Origin of the sequence: Streptomyces sp. NBC_00122 (assembly GCF_045160845.1) — a bacterium.
Classification (GTDB): Bacteria; Actinomycetota; Actinomycetes; order Streptomycetales; family Streptomycetaceae; genus Streptomyces.
Genome location: NZ_CP108191.1, coordinates 2582692 through 2602433 on the forward strand (window position 1 = coordinate 2582692; position 19742 = coordinate 2602433).

Annotated in this window: 16 protein-coding genes; 8 read left to right on the plus strand and 8 right to left on the minus strand. The window is 71.8% G+C overall.

Annotated features, from left to right (window positions below):
- Positions 1-338 precede the first annotated feature (338 nt).
- The 3 genes from OG737_RS12085 to OG737_RS12095 are packed head-to-tail and all read left to right on the plus strand — an operon-like array spanning position 339 to position 2247.
- Entirely contained in the window at positions 339-1199 is an 861-nt protein-coding gene (locus OG737_RS12085; RefSeq protein ID WP_328926191.1) for a TIGR03619 family F420-dependent LLM class oxidoreductase, read from the plus strand.
- Positions 1200-1243: 44 nt separating this feature from the next.
- Positions 1244-1495 carry a hypothetical protein gene (locus OG737_RS12090; protein ID WP_328926192.1) on the plus strand — a complete coding sequence of 84 codons (252 nt, stop codon included), beginning with the start codon at positions 1244-1246 and terminating at the stop codon, positions 1493-1495.
- A gap of 44 nt (positions 1496-1539) precedes the next feature.
- Positions 1540-2247, plus strand: a complete 708-nt coding sequence (locus OG737_RS12095) for a hypothetical protein (protein ID WP_405921504.1) — start codon at positions 1540-1542, stop codon at positions 2245-2247.
- A gap of 94 nt (positions 2248-2341) precedes the next feature.
- Here the strand turns inward: OG737_RS12095 and OG737_RS12100 are convergent, their stop codons facing one another.
- Complete coding sequence (locus OG737_RS12100; RefSeq protein ID WP_405921505.1) at positions 2342-6298, minus strand: hypothetical protein; 3957 nt, start codon at positions 6296-6298, stop codon at positions 2342-2344.
- 236 nt (positions 6299-6534) lie between these two features.
- Between OG737_RS12100 and OG737_RS12105 the strand changes: the two genes are divergently transcribed.
- Together OG737_RS12105 and OG737_RS12110 are read left to right on the plus strand one after the other, a co-directional pair.
- The gene (locus tag OG737_RS12105; RefSeq protein ID WP_328926195.1) at positions 6535-6936 is read left to right on the plus strand and encodes a hypothetical protein; all 402 of its coding nucleotides are present in this window, start codon (positions 6535-6537) and stop codon (positions 6934-6936) included.
- Positions 6937-6967: 31 nt separating this feature from the next.
- Positions 6968-7366 (plus strand): VOC family protein, encoded by a 399-nt coding sequence (locus tag OG737_RS12110; RefSeq protein WP_328926196.1) that lies wholly within the window; start codon positions 6968-6970, stop codon positions 7364-7366.
- Here OG737_RS12110 and OG737_RS12115 read toward each other — a convergent pair.
- The 3 genes from OG737_RS12115 to OG737_RS12125 all read right to left on the minus strand — a co-directional run bounded on the left by OG737_RS12115 (position 7330) and on the right by OG737_RS12125 (position 10209).
- Positions 7330-8157, minus strand: coding sequence for a DUF4239 domain-containing protein (locus OG737_RS12115; protein WP_328926197.1), 828 nt, complete (start codon positions 8155-8157; stop codon positions 7330-7332). The two genes, OG737_RS12110 and OG737_RS12115, sit on opposite strands and share 37 nt — an antisense overlap.
- Positions 8158-8258: 101 nt before the next feature.
- Positions 8259-8516 carry a hypothetical protein gene (locus OG737_RS12120; RefSeq protein WP_328926198.1) on the minus strand — a complete coding sequence of 86 codons (258 nt, stop codon included), beginning with the start codon at positions 8514-8516 and terminating at the stop codon, positions 8259-8261.
- Positions 8517-8637: 121 nt separating this feature from the next.
- On the minus strand, positions 8638-10209 hold the full coding sequence (locus tag OG737_RS12125; protein WP_405921506.1) for an APC family permease: 1572 nt from the start codon (positions 10207-10209) through the stop codon (positions 8638-8640).
- A 284-nt stretch (positions 10210-10493) separates the two neighbouring features.
- On the opposite strand from OG737_RS12125, the gene OG737_RS12130 reads away from it, so the two are divergent.
- The 3 genes from OG737_RS12130 to OG737_RS12140 all read left to right on the plus strand — a co-directional run bounded on the left by OG737_RS12130 (position 10494) and on the right by OG737_RS12140 (position 14255).
- Positions 10494-11177 carry a hypothetical protein gene (locus tag OG737_RS12130; protein ID WP_405679736.1) on the plus strand — a complete coding sequence of 228 codons (684 nt, stop codon included), beginning with the start codon at positions 10494-10496 and terminating at the stop codon, positions 11175-11177.
- Positions 11178-11270: 93 nt separating this feature from the next.
- Complete coding sequence (locus OG737_RS12135; protein ID WP_405679735.1) at positions 11271-12359, plus strand: DNA alkylation repair protein; 1089 nt, start codon at positions 11271-11273, stop codon at positions 12357-12359.
- Positions 12360-12413: 54 nt separating this feature from the next.
- A complete protein-coding gene (locus OG737_RS12140; protein WP_405921507.1) occupies positions 12414-14255 on the plus strand; it encodes a hypothetical protein in 1842 nt (613 codons plus the stop codon).
- Between the two features lie 57 nt (positions 14256-14312).
- Here the strand turns inward: OG737_RS12140 and OG737_RS12145 are convergent, their stop codons facing one another.
- From OG737_RS12145 to OG737_RS12160, 4 genes are all read right to left on the minus strand, one after another.
- Positions 14313-15779 carry an aldehyde dehydrogenase family protein gene (locus OG737_RS12145; protein ID WP_405921508.1) on the minus strand — a complete coding sequence of 489 codons (1467 nt, stop codon included), beginning with the start codon at positions 15777-15779 and terminating at the stop codon, positions 14313-14315.
- Positions 15776-17515 (minus strand): amidohydrolase family protein, encoded by a 1740-nt coding sequence (locus OG737_RS12150; protein ID WP_405921509.1) that lies wholly within the window; start codon positions 17513-17515, stop codon positions 15776-15778. Before OG737_RS12150 ends, OG737_RS12145 begins: the two co-directional genes overlap by 4 nt.
- Positions 17516-17709: 194 nt before the next feature.
- Positions 17710-18831: an LLM class flavin-dependent oxidoreductase gene (locus OG737_RS12155; RefSeq protein ID WP_405921510.1), complete on the minus strand. Its 1122-nt coding sequence runs from the start codon at positions 18829-18831 to the stop codon at positions 17710-17712.
- A gap of 116 nt (positions 18832-18947) precedes the next feature.
- Positions 18948-19733: an SDR family NAD(P)-dependent oxidoreductase gene (locus OG737_RS12160; protein WP_405921511.1), complete on the minus strand. Its 786-nt coding sequence runs from the start codon at positions 19731-19733 to the stop codon at positions 18948-18950.
- Positions 19734-19742 lie beyond the last annotated feature (9 nt).

Consider the following 19742-nt stretch of genomic DNA (forward strand, 5'->3'; position numbering starts at 1 on the left):
CCTGCCCCCGAGGCGACTGCGCAGCCAGCCCCGGGTCGTCAAACGCAAGATGTCGAACTACAAGGCCAAGGCCAGTCGCCACCGCGACTGGCCCCAGCCAACCCGGCCCTCACACGACGCCATCGTGATCCAACCGCCATAAAGCAACGGCATTGCGGCTAAGCGGCCTCGGGGACGTGCCGTACTTCCCCGAGGCCGCTTAAACCGCGGTCGGCCGCCGCTCGGCCGCCTGGCCGAATTCGACCTCGATCCCGAGGACTTGGGGGCGGATGCGCCCTGCCGTGTGCAGGGGGAACGCCGTACCTTGACTGTCCCACGTCTCGGAGGTGCCAGAAGCCATGCGGATCGCCACGACCATCTTCCTCACCGACCGCACCGTCTCGCCCGTGCGTCTCGCGCGGAGTCTGGAGGAGCGGGGGTTCTCCGGGCTGTATCTGCCCGAGCACACCCACATCCCCGTCTCCCGCAACACCGCCGCGCCCATGGGCGGTGAGCTCCCCGAGATGTACGGGCGCACCCTCGACCCCTTCGTGGCCCTCGGGCAGGCCGCCGCGGTGACCGAGCGGCTGCACCTCGGTACCGGCATCACGCTCGTCGCCCAGCACGACCCGATCGACCTCGCCAAGCAGGTCGCCACCCTGGACCACCTCTCGGGCGGCCGCGTCACCCTCGGCGTCGGCTACGGGTGGAACGTCGAGGAGGCCGCCGACCACGGCGTCGAGTGGCGCACGCGCCGCGAGCTCGTCCGGGACCGGATGGCGCTGATGCGCGCCCTGTGGGCGCCCGAGCCGACGGCCTACGTCGGCGAGTACTCCTCCGTCCAGGCCAGCCACGCCCACCCGAAGCCGGCCCAGGCGCCGCGCGAACTCGGCCCCGGCGTGCCCCTGTACGGCCCCCGTACGCTGATGGGCGGCCAGGCCGGCCCGAAGCTGTTCGCCGCCGTCGCCGACCACGCCGACGGCTGGCTCCCCATCGGCGGCGGCGGCCTCACCGAGTCGCTGCCGGTGCTGCGCCAGGTCTGGGAGACCGCCGGGCGCGACCCGAAGACCCTCCAGGTGGTCCCGTACGCCGTCCAGCCCAGCCCCGGGAAGCTCGCCCACTACGCCGATCTCGGAATCGAGGAGGTCGTCCTCCAACTCCCCTCGGCCCGGGAGGCGGAGGTCCTGCGCGCGCTGGACGACTTCGCCCAGTACCTGTGAAACCCCCTCGACGGCACGGCTCCGCCTCGCCGACCATGGTCGGCATGCCAGGCCAGCGCAAACGCAAGCAGCGACGTCTCCGGGAGGCGGACCGGCGCTCCCTCCCGGTGGGACCGGGCCGGTGGGAGACGCTCCTTTCCACCGAGGACCACGAGGAGTTCCGGACCTTCGTCCACCGCATGTACGCGCAGGGCCTCGCCACCGACCCGAACCTCGTGCGGCTGGACCAGTTCTGCGGCCGCCTGCAGCACCCGACCACCTACCGGGTCAGCGTCTTCGTCCCCGCGCCTGCATAGGGTGGGGGCGAAATCGCACACGACGTGGGTGGAGGGGGGCCGGGGTGGACGAGACCCGGATGGCCGAGCGCAGGAAGCGGGCTTTCGAGGGCCTTCCACCGGGTCCGGCGCGGACCCGGAACAGCCTGCTCTGGGCCGCGCTGATTCCGGTGACGGCCACGTTCGGCGGCTTCCTCGCCCAGTACCCGTACGGCCTGCTCTGGCTCGGCGTGCTCCTCGTGCTCGCCGCGGCCGGGACCGGCGCGGCCGTGGCGGGTACGGGCTGGAACCGGGCGGGAGTCGCCACGGTCGTCGGCTTCGGGACCATGGCACTGGGCGTCTTCGCCGGTCCCAGCCTGTACGAGGCCTACGCGATGCGGCTCGGCGAGCGGGTCGACGCGGTGGTCATCGAAACCGGTGAGCGGACCAACTTCAAGGGGGACGCCCGGTCCTTCTGCCGCGTGGCCGACCCCTCGGGCACCGTCCGGGAACTCGGTCAACAGCAGAACTGCTACGGCGAGTTCACGCGGGGCCAGCACGTCGTCCTCTTCGAGGACCCGCTCGGCCTCCTCGACCCGAGGGTCGAGGCCACCGGCGACCGCACCCTCGACCCCCTCGGCCCGGGCATCAGCGGAGGCCTCTTCCTCCTGGTCGGCGCGTCCATGTTCTCGGGCGGCATGCGACGCCGCTCGGACCGGGACATCCTGGAGCAGCAACGCCGCGGGCGCGGCCTGCCCCGGCCGTCCGGGCCGCCTTCGCAGCGGACCACGTGAGACGGGGCAGCCCGGATCCGCGTGCACGGGAAATGACGAGGGGCCCGGCCGATGTCACGATCGGCCGGGCCCCTCGTCGTACCGCGCCCCGTCGTCAGGAGGTGAAGTAGCCGTTCAGATCGGCGATCACATCGACGGAACCCGCGTTGTTGAAGAACGTCACCCGGCCGTCCACCACCGGCACGACCACCAGGTTGGAAACGGTCTGCCCGGACCTGAAGTTCAGGTTCGACACGTTGGGACGCGCGGTCCCGTGCGGGTGGACGATCAGGTGGCTGTCCTGGGTCGGACCGGTGACGGTGACGTTGAGCACCACCGCCTTCACCCCGTTGAGCGGAACGCCCTCGACCCCGGCGACCTGCAGACTGACGATCCCGCCCTGGCCCACGGCCCCGGCACGGGCGCCGGTCCCGTCACGGGTGTCGAGCAGCCGCACCGGCGAACCCGCCGAGAACGTCGACCCGTTCGCCGAGTAGTAACCCGTCACGTCGGCGATCAGGTCCACCGAGCCCGCGTTGTTGCGCAGGTCCACCATGCCGTTCACGACGGGCACCGTCACCAGGTTGGGCACGATCTGCCCGGCGGTGAAGTTGAGGTTGGAGACCCCCGGCGCCGCCTGCCCGTTCGGGTACACCGTCACGTGCCCGGCCTCCGTCGGGTTCACGGCCGTCACGTTCATCACGACCGCGGTGACCCCGTCCGCCGGGACGCCCTTCACGCCGGCCACCTGAAGGGTCACCACACCGCCCGGACCGACCCGCGCCTTGTTCGCACCCGTGCCCTCACGGGTGTCCAGGAACCGGGCCGGAGTGATCGGCGTCAGCGCGGAACCGGTGTCCGCCTTGTCGGTGTAGTAGCCGGTGACGTCGGCGATCAGGTCGACCGAACCGGCGTTGTTGCGCAGGTCCACCTTCCCGTTCAGCACCGGAACCGTCACCAGGTTCGGCACGATCTGCCCGGCCGCGAAGTTCAGGTTCGACACCGCGGGCTTCGGCTGCCCGTTCGGGTACACCATCACGTGCCCCGCCTCGGTCGGGTCGACGGCCGTCACGTTCATCACGACCGCGGTCACCCCGCTCGCCGGAACGCCCTTCACACCCGCAACCTGCAGCGTGACCACACCACCCGGACCGACCCTCGTCTTCGTCGCCCCGGTGCCGTCGCGCGTGTCCAGGAACCGCGAGGGCGTGATCGGCACGAACCGGCTCTTCGCCGGGGCTCCGGCCGCCGTCACCGTGTACGCCTTGGCGAGCCTGTGCCCGAGGACGGGACTCACGTCGTACTGGCCCGGCGCCAGGCCGGTCGTGTCCACCAGGACCTTGAGCCAGGTCCCGTCAGGGCTCACGGAGAGCGACCTCATGAACGGACCCGTGCCGTAAGGGGTATCGCTGGGCGTGAGCATCAGCTCCATGCCGAGGGTGAGGTCCACCCCGTGGATGACCGCCTGGTTCCACGTCCCGGCCGGGCCGGTCGCCGGGCTGATCCCGGACACCCATGGGGAAGGCTGCTGCCCGGTGCACGTCGTGACGCAGGATCCCCGCATCGTGTACTCGACCGGTACGACCGTCTTGGCGGCGCTCAGCATCAGGACGGCCTGGCCGGCCTCGGCGTCGCTCGCGGCGGAGCAACGGCTGCCGAAACCGCCGTCGCACCGGTAGCCGGAATCGGAGCCGGAGCCTTCCCACTTGCGGCCGCTCAGCAGGCTCAGTTCAGGAGTCGCGTAGCTGCTGGTGTCGTTGGAGATGCTCTGCCCGCTGACGGCGAAGCTCTGCGAGGGCTTCATGTCGACGACCGCGCAGTACGCGGTGGAGGACTCGGTGAGTACCCCGCTGCGGGCCGGGAAGCCTTCGACCGAGATCCGGTTCGCGGTGCACTCCGGCGCCCAGCCCGCGGACGTGCCGACCTTCCAGGTGTCCACATCGGCGTGGACCGGCTTGCCCTGGAAGCCCGTGGTGTGCACGAGCACGACGTACGACGTGGAGCCGGTGACCCGGCAGGACACGGTGTACTGCCGGCACAGGTGCTTGCCGCCTGCGTCGACCACTTGCAACGTCGCCGAGGGGTCGTCCTTCCCCCCGGCGGTCCGGGCGCTCAGCCAGAACTTGTCCGTGGCGGCGCCGCTCACCCGCAGGCAGCGGGCGTCGAGAGCGGAGGTCAGGTCGAAGGGCGTGGACCGGCCGCCGACCGTCGTCGAAGCCGGCGCGGGGCACTTCGCCGTCCCCGAGATGTCACGCCGGGCCAGCTTGTGGGTGTCCGCGGCCTGCCCGACCAGCATGACGGTGTACGGGGCGCCGGGCGTGAGGGAGCACGTGAGGACCGCGCTGCCGCCGCACGCGACGTCGCCCGCGGCGTCGGCCACGTAGAAGGTCGCCCACTCCCGGTTCGAGGGCGCGGAGTAGTGCAGCATCTCGGCGGCGGAGTGCTTGTCGGCCGGCAGGCTCAGGCAGGCCTGCAGCCTGTCCGAGGTCAGCGCCGCCTCCACTCCCACCGATCCGTCGAAACCGGTCTGCGGCCAGGCCGCGCACCCCGCGGCCTCGCCGGTCCGGTGGATCGCCAGCCCGTACACCTGTGACGGCGTGCCGGTCAGGACGGCCCGGAACGGAGCGGTGCCGGTCAGCTTGCAGACCGGGAGGTACCCGGAGTACTCGCACTGCTTGACGCCGGACGCGTCGTACACCACGGCATCGGCGCCCTTGCCGCCGGCGGGCGTCCGGTTGAGCAGGTACACGCCCTTGCCGGTGGCGGTCGGCAGCGTCAGGCACAGCTGCTGCCCGGGGCCGCCGAAGGTGCCGGTCACCGGGCCGGCCACCAGCCCGTTGTCGTGGGTCGCGGTGCAGCCCCGGGTCTCCTTGGCGGAGTGGAAGGCCATGCCGTACGCACCGGCGGCGGGGGTCTTGGGATCGACCGCCCAGGTGTAGTCGCCGGCCGTCAGCTCGCAGCCGCCGAACGCGCACTCACGCGCGGTCGCGGCGCCGTCCGACGTGAACAGCGTCCCGGAGGGAGCCGCGGCGGAGGCGACCGGGCCGAAGGCGTGCCAGGCGGACTGGGAAGCCCGCAGCGTGCGGCAGCGAACCGTGGAGCTCAGGTCCGAGGAGAGTCCGAACGCCTGCGGCTCCACCAGCACGCAGCCCTCCGGCTTGGAGAGCCGCGCCAGGGTGAGGTCGTAGGCCTGGCTCGCACCTTCGGGCCGCACCGTCATCACCCGGAACGGCGCGGTCCCGGTGAGCTTGCAGTCGAGCGGGACGCCCTCGGTGTCCGACCAGACCCGCGTGGTGACGCAGAGCTGCTTGCCGGTGGCGTCGTAGACGCTCTGCAGCATGTCCTTCGAGGACGTGTAGCCGCGGAGCACGTCGTTCGCGGCCAGGTCCAGCGTGTAGCAGTCACCCGCCGAGCCGGCCGGCAGCGAGCCCTGGAACACCGTGGGGGTGCCGAGCCTGCGGTCGGCGGGAGCGACCTCCTTGCAGGTGGTGGAGGAGAGCAGCGGCAGGTACGAGACCCAGATCTGGGTCTGCGAGCCGGTGCCGTTCTCGGCCTTCACCGTGTAGGTGCCCGCCTGAGTGGCGGGGCAGCGGACCGCTCCGAACGCGTAGTCGCCCGCACCCCGTACGTGCTCGCACGTCACCGTGGTGCCACTGGGCGACATCAGCTTGGGCCGAATGATCCCCGGCGATGAGACGAGCTGGAGCACGACCACGTCCGGTCGCGACAGCGCGATCTGGAAGGACCCCGTCGCGTTCGGCTCTACCGAGCAGTTGACCACCGTGCTCGGCTGGAGCGCCGCCGGGCAGGCACCTGCCGTGACGCCCTGCGGGAGCGACCGCACGGCGGCCTCGTGGGCGGCCGCCGGATCCGCCTTCGGCGCGGCGGCCTTGGGCCCCGGCCCCGCGGTGCCGGCGGCACCGGCGCCCGTGCCGGGCTGCGGTGAAGCGGTGGCCGCGGGCGGCTGCGCCGCGGCAGCGGCACCCGTCTGACCGGTGAACGACCCCAGCACGCCGAGCAGCAGGGCTCCGGAAGCAAGTGCGGCCCTGCCCCGCCCCGGTCTCTTGCGCACTCTTCTGCCCAGTGGCAGCAATCTCATGAACCCCCCAGGTCCAGGCGAGCCCCGGCCCTGTGACCACCACAGGACGTACGGGCAGGCGGATCTTAACCGCCCGGGGGGCGCGTGGTCGGGTCGTCGCGCGCTCCACGCGTTCCGAGCGCCCCCGTTCGTGCCTTTCTGCTCCCCCTCGGGGCATGGCAACGTCGGCGCCCCCGGTGGGAGCCGGGGACCACAGGGGAGGAACTCATATGAACCGCAGCCTTCGACTCAAAGCCGTCCTGTCGGCCGCCGTGCTCGCGGCCACCGCACTGGTGCCGCTCGCGGCGACATCGGCGCAGGCCTGGCCCACCAGCGGAAGCGTCCGCCTGCAGGGCAAGATCGGCTGTAACTACGCGGCGTCCAACACGGTCAAGTGGGCGTGGGTCTCGGGCAGCAACGGGGAGAGCGGCTGGGCGGCGCTGGGATCGGGCGGCATGACCCGGCCCTACAGCTTCCAGTTCAACCGGGTGCCGACGTCCACCATGACGGTCACGGTGAAGTGGGGGTGCGCGACCGACGGCGAACACAGCACCCAGTTCGGGCTGAACCGGCCCGCCACGGGAACGACCGCGACCCGCAACATCTGTTACTGGTCGCCCTGTTGGCTCTGACGTCCGGCGCTGCCGCCGTAGGCTGCGGCGCATGATCGATTCACATGCCCACATACGCGTCGCCCGGCCGTCCCTCGACCTCAAGGCCGCCGAGCGGTTCTACGTGGACGGGCTCGGACTCGAAGTGCAGTGGCGCAGCGCCGTGAGCGAGCCCGGCGCGCACGACCTGTTGATGGTCGGGCCCGCCGGGGGCGCCTGGCACTTCGAGCTCACCCGGGACCCGCGGAACCCGGTGCTCCCCACGCCCACCGTCGACGACCTGTTCGTCGTCTACCTCGGCGAGGAGCCCGACGAGGCCCTCGTACGGCGGCTCGTCGAGCACGGCGGGACGCGCGTGGCCGCCCACAACCCGTACTGGGACGAGTGGGGGGTCACCGTCGAGGACCCCGACGGCTACCGACTCGTGCTCTGCTCCCGCTCCTGGGGCTGAGGGGCAGCCCAGAACTGCGACAGGGCCGCCTCCTTGTAGGGCGCCGGGCTCACGCTCAGGTCTCCCGCGAAGGGGCGGTCCATCGCCACCACCAGCAGCAGGCTGAAGCCGATCAGTCCCGCCACCGCCGACACGAACAGCAGCTGCATCTTCAGGCTGCGCAGCCCGAACAGGAACGTCAGCGGGAGGATCACCAATGCCCCGCCGTACACGAGCACTTGCAGCAGGATCGGCAGTGAGCTCTCGGCCATCGTGATGCGGGCCCGGCGCTGCGCGGCGACGTCGTTGAGGTGGGTGACCGCTTCGGCGTAGAAGGTCTCGGCGCGGGTTCCGGCCGGCTCGTACGCCTGGAGGGCCCGGTAGAGGTCGTGCGTCTGCGGCGCGGTCGCCTCGTAGCTCGGCCGCCCGTCGCGCATCAGCGGCCATTGCACCTCGACGACGGCGTGCGAGTACGCGCCCACCGCTTGAAGCACCCGCGCGCGGTCGGCCGGCGGGAAGGTGTCGGCGCTGCGCACGACGAGGGCCAGGTCGGTGGCCTCGGTCGCGACGATGTTCTGGGTGTTCTCCAGCTGGGTCCAGAGGGTGACGACGACGAAGGCGAGGATGATGCCGTAGATCGCGCCGAACATGCCGAGCGCGACTCCGACCATCTCGTTGTGCTCGCCCTTGGCGAGGTGCGGGAAGCGGCGGCGGGCGGCCAGGCTCCCGGCCGCGGCGAGGCCCGTGAGACCGCCGACGAGGAGGACGGCGATGACCAGTGTGCTGACGTGATTGAGCAACCAGAGGATCATGCGCTGCTCAACGAGCGCCCCCACCCGAAAGCCCCGCCTCCTGGCCGCCGGCCCGGCGGTCACTCGCCGGGCCGGCCATGGGACTCCCGTACCGGCTGAGGTCAGCCGACCTTGGGGGTCTTGGGGAGCCCGGACAGGGCCGTACCGGCGCCCGCCGTGGCGGAGCCGGCCGCCGCGGTCGTCGCGCCCAACGCCAGCTTCGTGTCCTGGACGGTCTGGGCCGGGTGGTCGACGATCTCGCCGACGCGCTGGGCGACCGGGGGCCCCTGGACGGCGGGCTCGTCGGCGTGGGCGGCGACGGGGGTGAGTGCGAGGGCGGCGCCGCCGGTGAGGACCAGGGCGGAAAGGGTGCGCTTCATGGCATTCATGCCCGGCCCAACGACCCCGCCGCACCTCGGGTCACCGCCCACCCCCACGTTGGAGTGAGCGGGCGGCCATCCACGGTCCGGGGATGGCTCGGCGGGTGGGGCGGGGGTGGAGTCAGTCCTCGACCACCAGGGCCGGGGTGGACTTCGTCAGGACCTCGCCGCGGAAGAAGGCCGGTCTGCGGCGTTCGGTGACGAACATGACGGCCAGGCCGAGGGCGAGCAGGCCGACGCCGATGACGAAGACGTTGCCGACGCCCAGGCCGGGGATCGTGGAGCCGGAGCCGTAGGAGGGGTCCCAGGCGTCGTACAGGGTCTTGGAGAAGACCGCGGCAAGCAGCAGGCCGCCCAGGACCGGGAAGACGCCCTTGAAGAACAGGTCGCGGACGCTGCGGCGCAGCTCGCCGCGGAAGTACCAGGCGCAGGCGAAGGCCGTCAGCGAGTAGTAGAAGCAGATCATCAGCCCGAGCGCGAAGATCGTGTCGGTCAGGACGTTCTCGCTGACCAGGGTCATCACGGTGTAGAAGGCGCCGGTGGCGATGCCCGCCACGACCGTGGCGCGGCCCGGGGTCTTGAAGCGCTCGTGGACCTTGGCGTACGAGGCCGGCAGCGCCTCGTAGGTCGACATGGCGAGGACCGTACGGGCCACCGGGATGAAGGTGGTCTGCAGGGAGGCGGCGGCCGAGGCGAGGACGGCGACGAAGAGCAGGATGCCGAGCAGCGGGCCCATGACGGGACCGGCGAGGGCCGCGAAGACGTTGCCGGAGGTCTCCTCGTTGGCCAGGCCGAGGCCTTCGCCGCCCGCGCCGACGGCCATCTGGGCGGCGACGCCGGTGGCGAGGTAGGAGCCGACCAGGACGACCATCGCGATGAGCGAGGCGCGGCCGGGGGTCTTCGTGGAGCCGGTGGTCTCCTCGTTGGTGGCCAGGCACGCGTCCCAGCCCCAGTACATGAAGATCGAGAGCGAGAGTCCGGCGGTGAAGGCCGCCATGGACTCGACCGCGAAGGGGTTCATCCAGGACCAGGAGAAGTCCAGGCCGGTGTCGAAGGTGCCGGCGGAGGCCTTCTGGAAGGCCATCGCGACGAAGACGGCGAGGACCAGGAGTTGGAGCCCGACCAGCGCGTACTGGACTCCCTTGGTCGCCGTCATGCCGCGGTAGCTGATGGCGGTCGCGACGGCGATCAGGGTGAGGCAGGTGGCGATGTGGACGAGCTTGTTGTCGTCCAGGGCCGCGATCGACGGATCGCTCGTGATCTCGCCGGCCAGCAGCCAGAAGTAGGAGGTGGCGACGCCGGCCAGGTTGGAAAGCACGATGATCGTGGCGATCACCAGGCCCCAGCCGCACATCCAGCCGATCCGCGGGCCGAAGGCCTTGACGGTCCAGGTGAAGGAGGTGCCGCAGTCCGGCATGGCCTTGTTGAGCTCGCGGTACGCGAAGGCGACCAGCAGCATCGGGAGGAAACCGGCCAGGAACACCGCCGGCATCTGGACGCCGACCTCACCTGCCGTGGACCCGAGGGTCGAGGTCAGGCAGTAGACGGGGGCGACGGTGGAGATGCCGATGACGGCGCTGCCCACCAGCCCGACGGACCCCTTGCCGAGGCCCTTGCCGCGCACGTCTCCCCCGCCCTGGGCGACGCCGTTCACCGTGTCTGCGGCCCGGGGCCGAACGTCCAGCTGAGTCATGGGTCAGGACGTTAGAGGGTGCGTTTTCCATATCCGGAAGTCTTAAGTCCGAACTTCGGACGGCCTGGGGCCCTTGGAAGCCGAGATCAAGACGGTTCACGAGAGCGCAATACAAGGCTCACGCGATACATGCCCATGGATCGACAGGCGCCGAACATCTCGTTCCATGATGCGGAAACCGCAGCCGTGCCCCTTTTGCCCGCTTTCAAACTTTCCCCTGTGACCGCCGTCACCCGCGGCGGGTCGCTTGCTGTGGACATGATCATGAATCTAAAGTCCCAGCCGTGCGTAACAAGTCGATAGTCATCACGGCCACAGCCGTCACGGCCCTGCTCACCCTCACCGCCTGCGGAGGCAGCGGGAACCCTTCGCTCGGCGGCATCGGCGGGGATTCCGTCGCCGGCCCCGCCAACGGAGAGGGAGACGGCGGCCCCAACGAGGGCACCCTCGAGAACCCCACGAAGAACGGCGGCGTCAACGGCAACGCCCCCAAGAACGGGACGGCGTTCCAGAAGCTCCCCAAGGCGGCGACCATGGCCGCGGCCGCCCGCTTCGTCAACGGATTCACCCGCTGCGACCCGATCAAGCCCGTCACCTCGGGCAGCAACGGATCGAGCACGGGCCCGGACGAGAAGTTCATCAAGGCCGCCACCGTCACCGAGCACGGAACCTGCGGCAGCAGGGGCCGCACCTCGATCTACATGATCAAGGATCCGAAGGCCTTCCAGACCGCCTTCAAGGCCGAGATCGCCGCGAAGGGGGGCGGCGGAAACCCCAACGGCGGCATCGTCATCGGACAGGACTTCGCCGTGGGATCCGAGAGCTCGGACGCCATGAGCTCCCTGCTGACCCCGCAGGCCGGACTCCTGATGCTCAACTGCCACCCGGAGTTCACCGCGCCGAGCGGCTACCGGAAGGAACCCGCCCTGGTGAAGGGCTGCGTCCTCACCGACTACTACGTGGACTGAGCGGGCGACCCGGCACGACCGGGCCCGCAGCGCAGGGGACGCCGCCCCGTCCGGGAGCCCCCGGACCGGGGCGGCATCCGCAAGACTGTCCCCATGCCCACGGCCGATGAGCTCCTCAGCGCGGAAACCGTCAGCACCCTGGCCCGGCTGCTCGCCCGGGCGGGCGGCCGCCGGTCCTCGCCCGCCCTGCGCGCCCGGGCCGGCGCGCTCGACGGACTGACGTACAGCGGCCGCGTCGGCGCCGTCCGCGACGCCGTGCTCGCCGACCTCCCCGAGGACTGGCCCGGCTTCGAGGCCGTCGTGCGCACCGCCCTCGCCGACCCCGGCTTCACGGGCTGGATGACCTTCCCCGTCAACGAGGCCGTCGCCGTCCGCGGGCTGGAGGTGTTCGTGCCCGGGCTGGCACTGCTGCACGACCTCACCTCCCGGCTGACCGCCGAATCCGCCGTACGGCCCTTCCTGCGCGCCGACCCTGCGCGCGCCCTGACCGTCGTACGGACGTGGACGGACGACCCTGACCCCCACGTGCGGCGCCTCGCCAGCGAGGGCACCCGGCCCCGGCTGCCCTGGGCCCCGCAGCTGCCCACGTTCGTCGCCGACCCGCGCCCGGCCCTTCCGGTGCTGGACGCCCTCTACCGCGACGAGTCCGAGTACGTCCGCCGCTCCGTCTCCAACCACCTCAACGACATCAGCCGCGACCACCCCGCCCTCGCCGTCGAGACCGCGGCCCGCTGGCTGGCCCGGCCCACGGGCACGACGGACCGCGTCGTACGGCACGGCCTGCGCACCCTGATCAAGGCCGGGCGGCCCGAGGCGCTGACCCTGCTCGGGCACTCCCCGGACGTGCCGGTCGCCGTCCACGGGCCGCAGGTCACCACCCCGCGGGTCACCGTCGGCGAGTACCTCGTCTTCGACTACGCGGTCACCAACACCGGCACGCTCCCGGCCGAGCTCGTCGTCGACTACGTCGTGCACCACACGAAGGCGAACGGCGCCCGCACGCCCAAGGTCTTCAAACTCCTCACCCGCGCCGTGGCCCCCGGCGAAACCCTCAGCGGCACCAAGCGGCACTCCTTCAAGCCGATCACCACCCGCCGCTACCACTCCGGCGAGCACCTGGTGCAGCTCCAGGTCAACGGCCGGGTCCGCGGCGAGGCGGGATTTTCGTTGGACGCGTCCTGACCCGGCCTGGCAGGCTCGCCGCATGACCCATGGAATCGAGTCCCACCCCGCCCGATGACCGTCCGCGACGAGCGCGAGCCGCTCGACCCCCGGACGACCTCCCTGTACGACTACGCCCTCTTCCGGATCGGCATCGAGCCGGAGGGGCGGGTTCCGCGCCGCGGCCATCCCCTGCCCGAGGGGCCCCCGCCGGCACCCGACCGCCCTCACCCGACCTGGGAACGGGCACGGGCCGAAGTGAGCGCCGCCCTCGCCCCCCTGCTGGCCGACCCCGACCCCGTGCGGGCCGCCGAGGCCGTCCACCGGCGGGCCGGCGAGCTGGGGATGCCCCTGCGCACCGTCCGCGCGCACACCGCGCGCCTCGACCTGCCCGACGAGGACGCCGCCCGGGCCACCGCCCGCCAGCTGACCCGTACCGGTAGCACCGCAGCGGCCGTCGGCATCGGGATCGCCCTGCTGATCCGCCTCGGCGAACCGGAGGACGTGCCCGTCCTTAAGGCCCTCGGCACGCTCTGCGGCCTCTCGTCCGTGGCGACCGCCGCACTCGACCCGCTCGACCGGCAGGCGGCCGCCCTCCTGGTGATCCGCGGCCGGGACCGGTCCGAGCTGCTGACCCCGCTCGTCGACGCGATCGCCACCGGCGACGCGGAAGCCGTCCGGGCGGCGCTCGTCGCGGTGCCCGACGATCCACGGGCCTTGCTCTGCGCCCGGCGCATCGCCGAGGCCGCCGACCTCGACGGGTTGCTGCGCGCCCACCCGGGGGACCCCGCACTGCTGGCCCTGGCGGCCCGCCTGGTGCACCGGATGTCCCGCGATCTGGGGCGCCGGGCCGAGATCCTCGACTACCTGCCCGCCACGAACGTGTACGCGTACGTCCTCGGGCAGGCCGACCGGCTGCCCCCGGGCCCGGAGCTCCACGAGCTGCTCCTCTCCATCGCCCTCGACCTGCACAGCGGGCCCGCCGCACTGCTGGACTGGCGGCCCCACCGGCGGGAGGCCTTGCTCGGCGGCCTGGAGCGGCTGTTGGCCGGGCCCGCGTGGGCCCTCCGGTCCGGCGCGCCGCCCGGGGGCGAGGACCCCGCGCGGGCAGCGGAGCGGCGCCGCGCGGACTGGATCCGGCGTACCGGGCGCAAACCGTTCGCCGGTACGCCGGCGACGGGCCCGCGCCCGCGCTGGGATGTGGCCGTGGTCCACGACGCCGCGGACTCGAACTCCGTCGAGACCCGGATCCTGGTGGACGGGCTCCCGCTCGTCCCCGCACTGTTCGGGAAGGGGCCGGGCCTGTCACCCGAGTACCTGGTCGACGGCGGCGGACTCCGCGCCGGACCGGAGCCCCGGGAGGTGCAGCTCGCCGAGGCGCAGTGCACCGAAGGCTGCTGCGGCGCGCTGTACGTGACGATCCGCCGGGACGGCGACGCGGTGGTGTGGGACGGCTGGCGCGGGGCGGTCGGCCCGCAGCCGCCCCCGTACCGCTTCGACGCGGCCGCCTACGACGCCGAGCTCGAACGCGCCGAACGGGACCACTCCTGGTGCTGGCCGGCCCGCCGCACGGCGCGGCTCATCTCGGCGGGCCTGCGGGAGCGGCCCGACCTGCTGGGACGGTGGGACCTCGCACCCGTGTGGATCCACACGGACCACCGCGAGCCGCACATCACGGTGCTGCGGTTCGTGTTCTCCGCCCCGGACGGCGCCGAGGACCCGCACGGGAACCCGCTGCGGCTGTACTTCGACTGGCACCTGCCCGACGACGGCAGCCCGCCGGAAGACCGGGCGGCCTCCGCTCTGGAACGCATCGCGGAATCCGACCCGAAGGGCTTCGCCCGGCTCCAGCGGGGCAGCAGCGGGCTCGCCGCCGCCCTCGGGTACGCCTGGGGCGGATCCGGCCAGGAGGCGTAGGAACGGGCGGCCGGCCGGGGGACCCTCCCCCGGCCGGCCGCCCGCCGCCGCCCTGTCTCAGCCCGTCCAGACGATCGACTGCATCTCGCTGTACGCGTGCAAGGCGTACGAGCCCACGTCCCGGCCCACGCCCGACCTCTTGAAGCCGCCGAACGGCGCCTCCATGTTCCGGCCGATGGTGTTCACGCCCACCCCGCCCGCCCGCAGCCGCCGCGCCACGCGGAACGCGCGTGCGGAGTCCCCGGACCACACGTAGCTGAGCAGGCCGAAGTCGCTGTCGTTGGCCAGCTCGACGGCCTCGTCCTCGCCCCCGTCGAAGGGCACGACCACGACGACCGGGCCGAAGATCTCCTCCCGGACCACGCGCATGTCGTTCGTGCAGTCCACCAGCAGGGTCGGCGCCACGTAGAAACCGCGGCCGTCCCCGACGACCGGGCGCTCGCCGCCGTACGCGATCCGCGCCCCCTCCTTGCGGCCGAGCTCGACGTACGACTCCACGCGGTCCCGGTGCGCCGCCGAGATCACCGGGCCCACCACCGTGCCCTGCACCTTCGGGTCGCCGACCTTCATGAAGGCCAGGTAGCCGGTCAGCTTCTCGACCAGCTGCCCGTAGACCGAGCGGTGCACGATCACCCGCGTCGGAGCCGTGCAGATCTGCCCGGAGTAGAAGGAGAAGGTCGTCCCGATCCCCATCACCGCCGCGTCCAGGTCGGCGTCCTCCAGGACGACGGCCGCGCCCTTGCCGCCCAGCTCCATCAGCTGCCGCTTCATCGTCCGGCCGCAGACCTCCGCGATGCGCTGGCCGACACCCGTGGAACCGGTGAAGGACACCATGTCCACGTACGGGGAGTCCACGGCGGCCTCGCCGACCTCCACCGACTGCCCGCCGACCACGTTCACCACGCCCGCCGGAACCCCGGCCTCCGCGAGTGCCTCGGCCATCTTGAACACCGACAGCGGGTCCTGCGGGGCCGGTTTGACCACCACCGTGTTGCCCATGGCCAGGGCCGGGGCGACCTTGCCCGCCGGGTTGGCCCACGGGTTGTTGTACGAGGTGATGCAGGTGACCACGCCGACCGGCTGGCGCACCTCCAGGGCTCCGAGGACACTCGCCTTCCCCATCGGGCCGGCCTCGGTGACCTGCGGCGGAAGGCCCCTCTCCACCGGTTCCAGGGCGCCCTTCGCGTACCGCCTGAAGCGCGAGACCCCGACGCCGACCTGCATCCCGCGCGCGATGCCCGTCGGCGCGCCCGTCTCCGCCCGGGCCAGGGCCGCCCACGGCTCGAACTCCCGCTGGATGATGTCCGCGGCCCGGTCGAGGATCGCCGCCCGCTCCTCCGGCCTCGTACGGGACCACGCGCCGAATGCCTCGGCCGCGGCCCGCGCCGCCTCCTCGACCTGGGCCCGCGAGGCCTCGGGCGCGAGCCCGGCCACCGACTCGTCCGCCGGGTCGACCACCTCGTAGTGGCCGCCGTCGGGTTCCACCCACTCGCCGCCGATGAAGAGCCTCTGCGCTTCGGTCACCGCGTGCTCACCGTCCTCGTGTCCCGGCCCGACCGGAGCACGACGCCCGGAATCGCGCCCGTCACCTCGTCGTCGCGGATGGTCTCCACGCCGTTGACCCGTACCGAGACGATCCCGATGGCCCGCGCGTCCAGCCGCGGGCTGTCCCCGGGCAGGTCGTGGACCAGCGTCGCCGGTCCGGCCTCGATGCGCGCCGGATCGAAGAGCACCAGGTCCGCGTGGTAGCCCTCGGTGATGCGGCCGCGCTCGCGCAGCCCGAACAGCCGGGCCGGATCGTCGGTGAGCATCCGTACCGCCTGCTCCAGCGGCACCAGCTTGCGGCCGCGCAGGCAGTCGCCGAGGAAGCGGGTCGTGTACGGGGCCCCGCACATGCGGTCCAGGTGCGCGCCCGCGTCGGAGCCGCCGAGCATGACGTCCTCGTGCTGCCAGGTCTCGGCGCGCAGCGCCCAGCTGGCGGGGTCGTTGTCGGTGGGCATCGGCCACAGGACCGTACGGAGGCCGTCGTTGGCGCAGATCTCCACCAGGCAGTGGAAGGGGTCCTGGCCGCGCTCGGCCGCGATGTCGCGCACGACGCGGCCGGAGAGGCCCTCGTTCTCCTTGCTGTACGTGTCGCCGATGACGTAGCGGCCGAAGTTGGCGAGGCGCCGGAAGACTCCGGCCTCCTTGCTGTCGGCGCGGCGCAGCATCTCGGCCCGCACGTCCGCGTCGCGCAGCCTCGCGATCCGCTCGGGGACGGGCAGGGCGAGGACCTCGCCCCAGCCGGGGATGAGGTTGAGCGCGCAGAAGGTGCCCAGCGACATGTTCATGGGGGTGAGGATCGGCATCGTCAGCGCCACGATGCGGCCGCCGGCCTTGCGGGCGCGTTCGCTGGGGATCAGCTGGCGCGGGACCCGCTCGGGGACGGAGGCGTCGATGGTGAGGACGTTCCAGTTCAGGGGCCGTCCGGCGGCGGCGCTCATCTCGACGAAGAGGTCGATCTCCTCGTCGGAGAACTGGTCGAGGCAGCCCGCGACGATCGCCTCCAGCTGGGTGCCCTCGTGTTCGGCGACGGCCTTGGAGAGCGCGAGGAGTTCGCCGGGCCCGGCGTGCCGGGAGGCGACGGGGGCGCCGGCGCCGTCGGAGTGCGTGGAGGACTGGGTGGTGGACAGGCCCCAGGCGCCGGCGTCCATGGCGTCGTGGAAGAGGTCGATCATCTGCTGGAGCTGTTCGGGCGTGGGCTGGCCGCCGACGGCGTCCTCGCCCATGACGTGGCGGCGCAGTGCGCAGTGGCCGACCATGAAGCCGGCGTTGACGGCGATCCGGCCCTCCAGGGCGTCGAGGTACTCGCCGAAGGTGGACCAGGTCCAGTCGACGCCCTCCTCCAGGGCCTTGAGGGCCATGCCCTCGACCTTGCTCATCATGCGGCGGGTGTAGTCGGCGTCTTCCGGGCGGGCCGGGTTGAGGGGGGCCAGGGTGAAGCCGCAGTTCCCGCCGGCGACGGTGGTGACGCCGTGGTTCATGGAGGGGGTGGCGTACGGGTCCCAGAACAGCTGGGCGTCGTAGTGCGTGTGCGGGTCGACGAAGCCGGGGGTGAGGACGAGGCCGGTGGCGTCCTCGCTGGTGCGGGCCTCTTCGGTGACGGTGCCGGGCGCCGCGATGACGACGATCCGGCCGTCGCGCAGGCCGACGTCCGCGACGCGGGCGGGGGCGCCTGTGCCGTCGACGACGGTGGCGCCCTTGATCAGGTGGTCGAGCATGACGTCCCTTCTGCCGGTGTTCGCGTTGCGCGCCGTGTGCTGGGGCTCTGCCCCCGCGTGCCCCGGCCGGAGGCCGCCGGGCGGCCGCGGCCTCGGCATGACCTCCGGCCGGGGCCGGTGTGGGACGGCGGTCCGGGAAGACGCCGTCCCCGTTCTCCCCGCCTGGGGGTCCCTCCCAGCGGTAGCTGGGGGAGTCAGACGGCCTGGCGGAAGCGCGTCGTGCGGTGGACCGGGTCCGTGTCGATCTCCGGGATCACGTGCTCGCCGATGAGCTTGATCGTGGTCATCGTGTTCTCGTACGACACCCCGGTCGGCAGGCCGAAGGACAGCTGGTCCGCGCCCGCCTGTTCCCAGCGCCTGCACTGCTGGAGGACCTCCGACGGGTCACCGCAGATCAGCAGCTCCTCGGCGATCAGCAGCTCGATGATCTCCGCGTTGTACTCGGGCAGCAGCTCGGGCCACTGCGGGATGGCCTCCGGCCGCGGGAAGGTGTCGTGGTAGCGGAAGACCAGCGACTGGAAGCGGTTCATGTGGGCGTTGACGGCGATCTCGACCGCCTTGTCGTGGGTCTCGGCGCATATCGCGGTCGAGGTGACCATGACGTTGTCGTTGACGAAGGCGCCGATGGCCTTCGCCTCCTGGATCGCCGTCTTGTACTGGTCCAGCACCCACTCCATGTCCGAGACCTTCTGGACGCTGAAGCCGAGGACCCCGAGCCCCTTCTTCGCCGCCATCGCGTACGAGGACGGGGACCCGGCGGCGTACCACATCGCCGGGTGCGCCTTGCCGTACGGCTTGGGGAAGATCTTCCGCGGCGGCAGCGACCAGTGCTTGCCCTGGAACCCCTCGTACTCCTCCTGGAGGAACATCTTGGGGAACTCCGCGATGGTCTCCTCCCAGATCTCCTTCGTGCCGTTCATGTCCTCGATGCCGGGCAGGAACCCGAGGATCTCGTGGCTGCCGGCGCCGCGGCCGGTGCCGAACTCGAAGCGGCCCTTGGAGAGGTGGTCGAGCATGGCGACCTTCTCGGCGACCTTCACCGGGTGGTTCACCGGCGCGAGCGGGTTGAAGATGCCGGAGCCGAGGTGGATCCGCTCGGTGGCGTGCGCGAGGTACCCGAGGAAGACCTCGTTCGCCGAGAGGTGTGAATACTCCTCCAGGAAGTGGTGCTCGGAGGCCCAGGCGTACTTGAAGCCCGACTTGTCTGCCTGGATGACGTAGTCGGTCTCCTCGATCAGCGCCTTGTGCTCTGCCTCGGGGTCGACCTTGGACCGTGACTCGGCCACGTATCCCTGCACGAAGAGCCCGAATTCCAAGGGGGTTCACCGTCCTTTGATTTCTGACGTTGCGTCAGATTCGATGTCTCGACTGTTCCATCGGCGGGGGCGGAGCGTCAATACCTGACGCTCCATCAGATATGACTGGAGGGCGGCTAGAGGATGCTGACGCCGGCCATCCAGCCGCCGTCGATCACGAAGGGCTGGCCGGTGATGTACGAGGAGTCCTCGCCGGTCAGGAAGAGGGCGAGCTTCGCGATCTCCTCCGGCTGCCCCACCCGCCCCATCGGGACGACCCGCTTGTACAGCTCCGCCATCGCGTCCCTGGCCTCGTCGGTCATGTTCGCCGGGTCCAGCAGGCCGGGATTGGCCATCGGGGTGTCCACGGCACCCGGGCACATCGCGTTGACCCGGATCCCCTTGCCCGCCAGCTCCAGCGCCGCCACCCGGGTCAGGCCGAGGATGGCCGCCTTGGTCGCGGCGTACGCGCCGACGTAACTCATGCCCGTCAGGCCCGTGTACGAGGAGGTGTTGACGATCGTGCCGCCGCCGGCCGCCTCGATCTCGGGGGCGACCGACTTGATGCCGAGGAAGGCGCCCACCTGGTTGACCTGGACCACCTGCTGGAACTCCTCCAGCGGGGTCTCGGTCAGCTCGTTGAAGCGCAGGATGCCCGCGTTGTTGACGAGGCCGTCGACCGGGCCGAAGGCCTCCTTCGCGGCGGCGACCGCCCCGGCCCAGTCCTCTTCGCGGCTCACGTCGAGGCGTACGTACCGGGCCCGGTCCTCGCCGATCTCCTTGGCCACGGCGGCGCCCTGCTCGTCCAGCACGTCACCGAGGAGCACCTTGGCCCCCTCGGCGGCGAAGAGGCGGGCCTCCTGCTCGCCCTGGCCCCGTGCGGCGCCGGTGATGATCACGACGCGCCCGTCCAGCTTGCCCATGGTCACGAC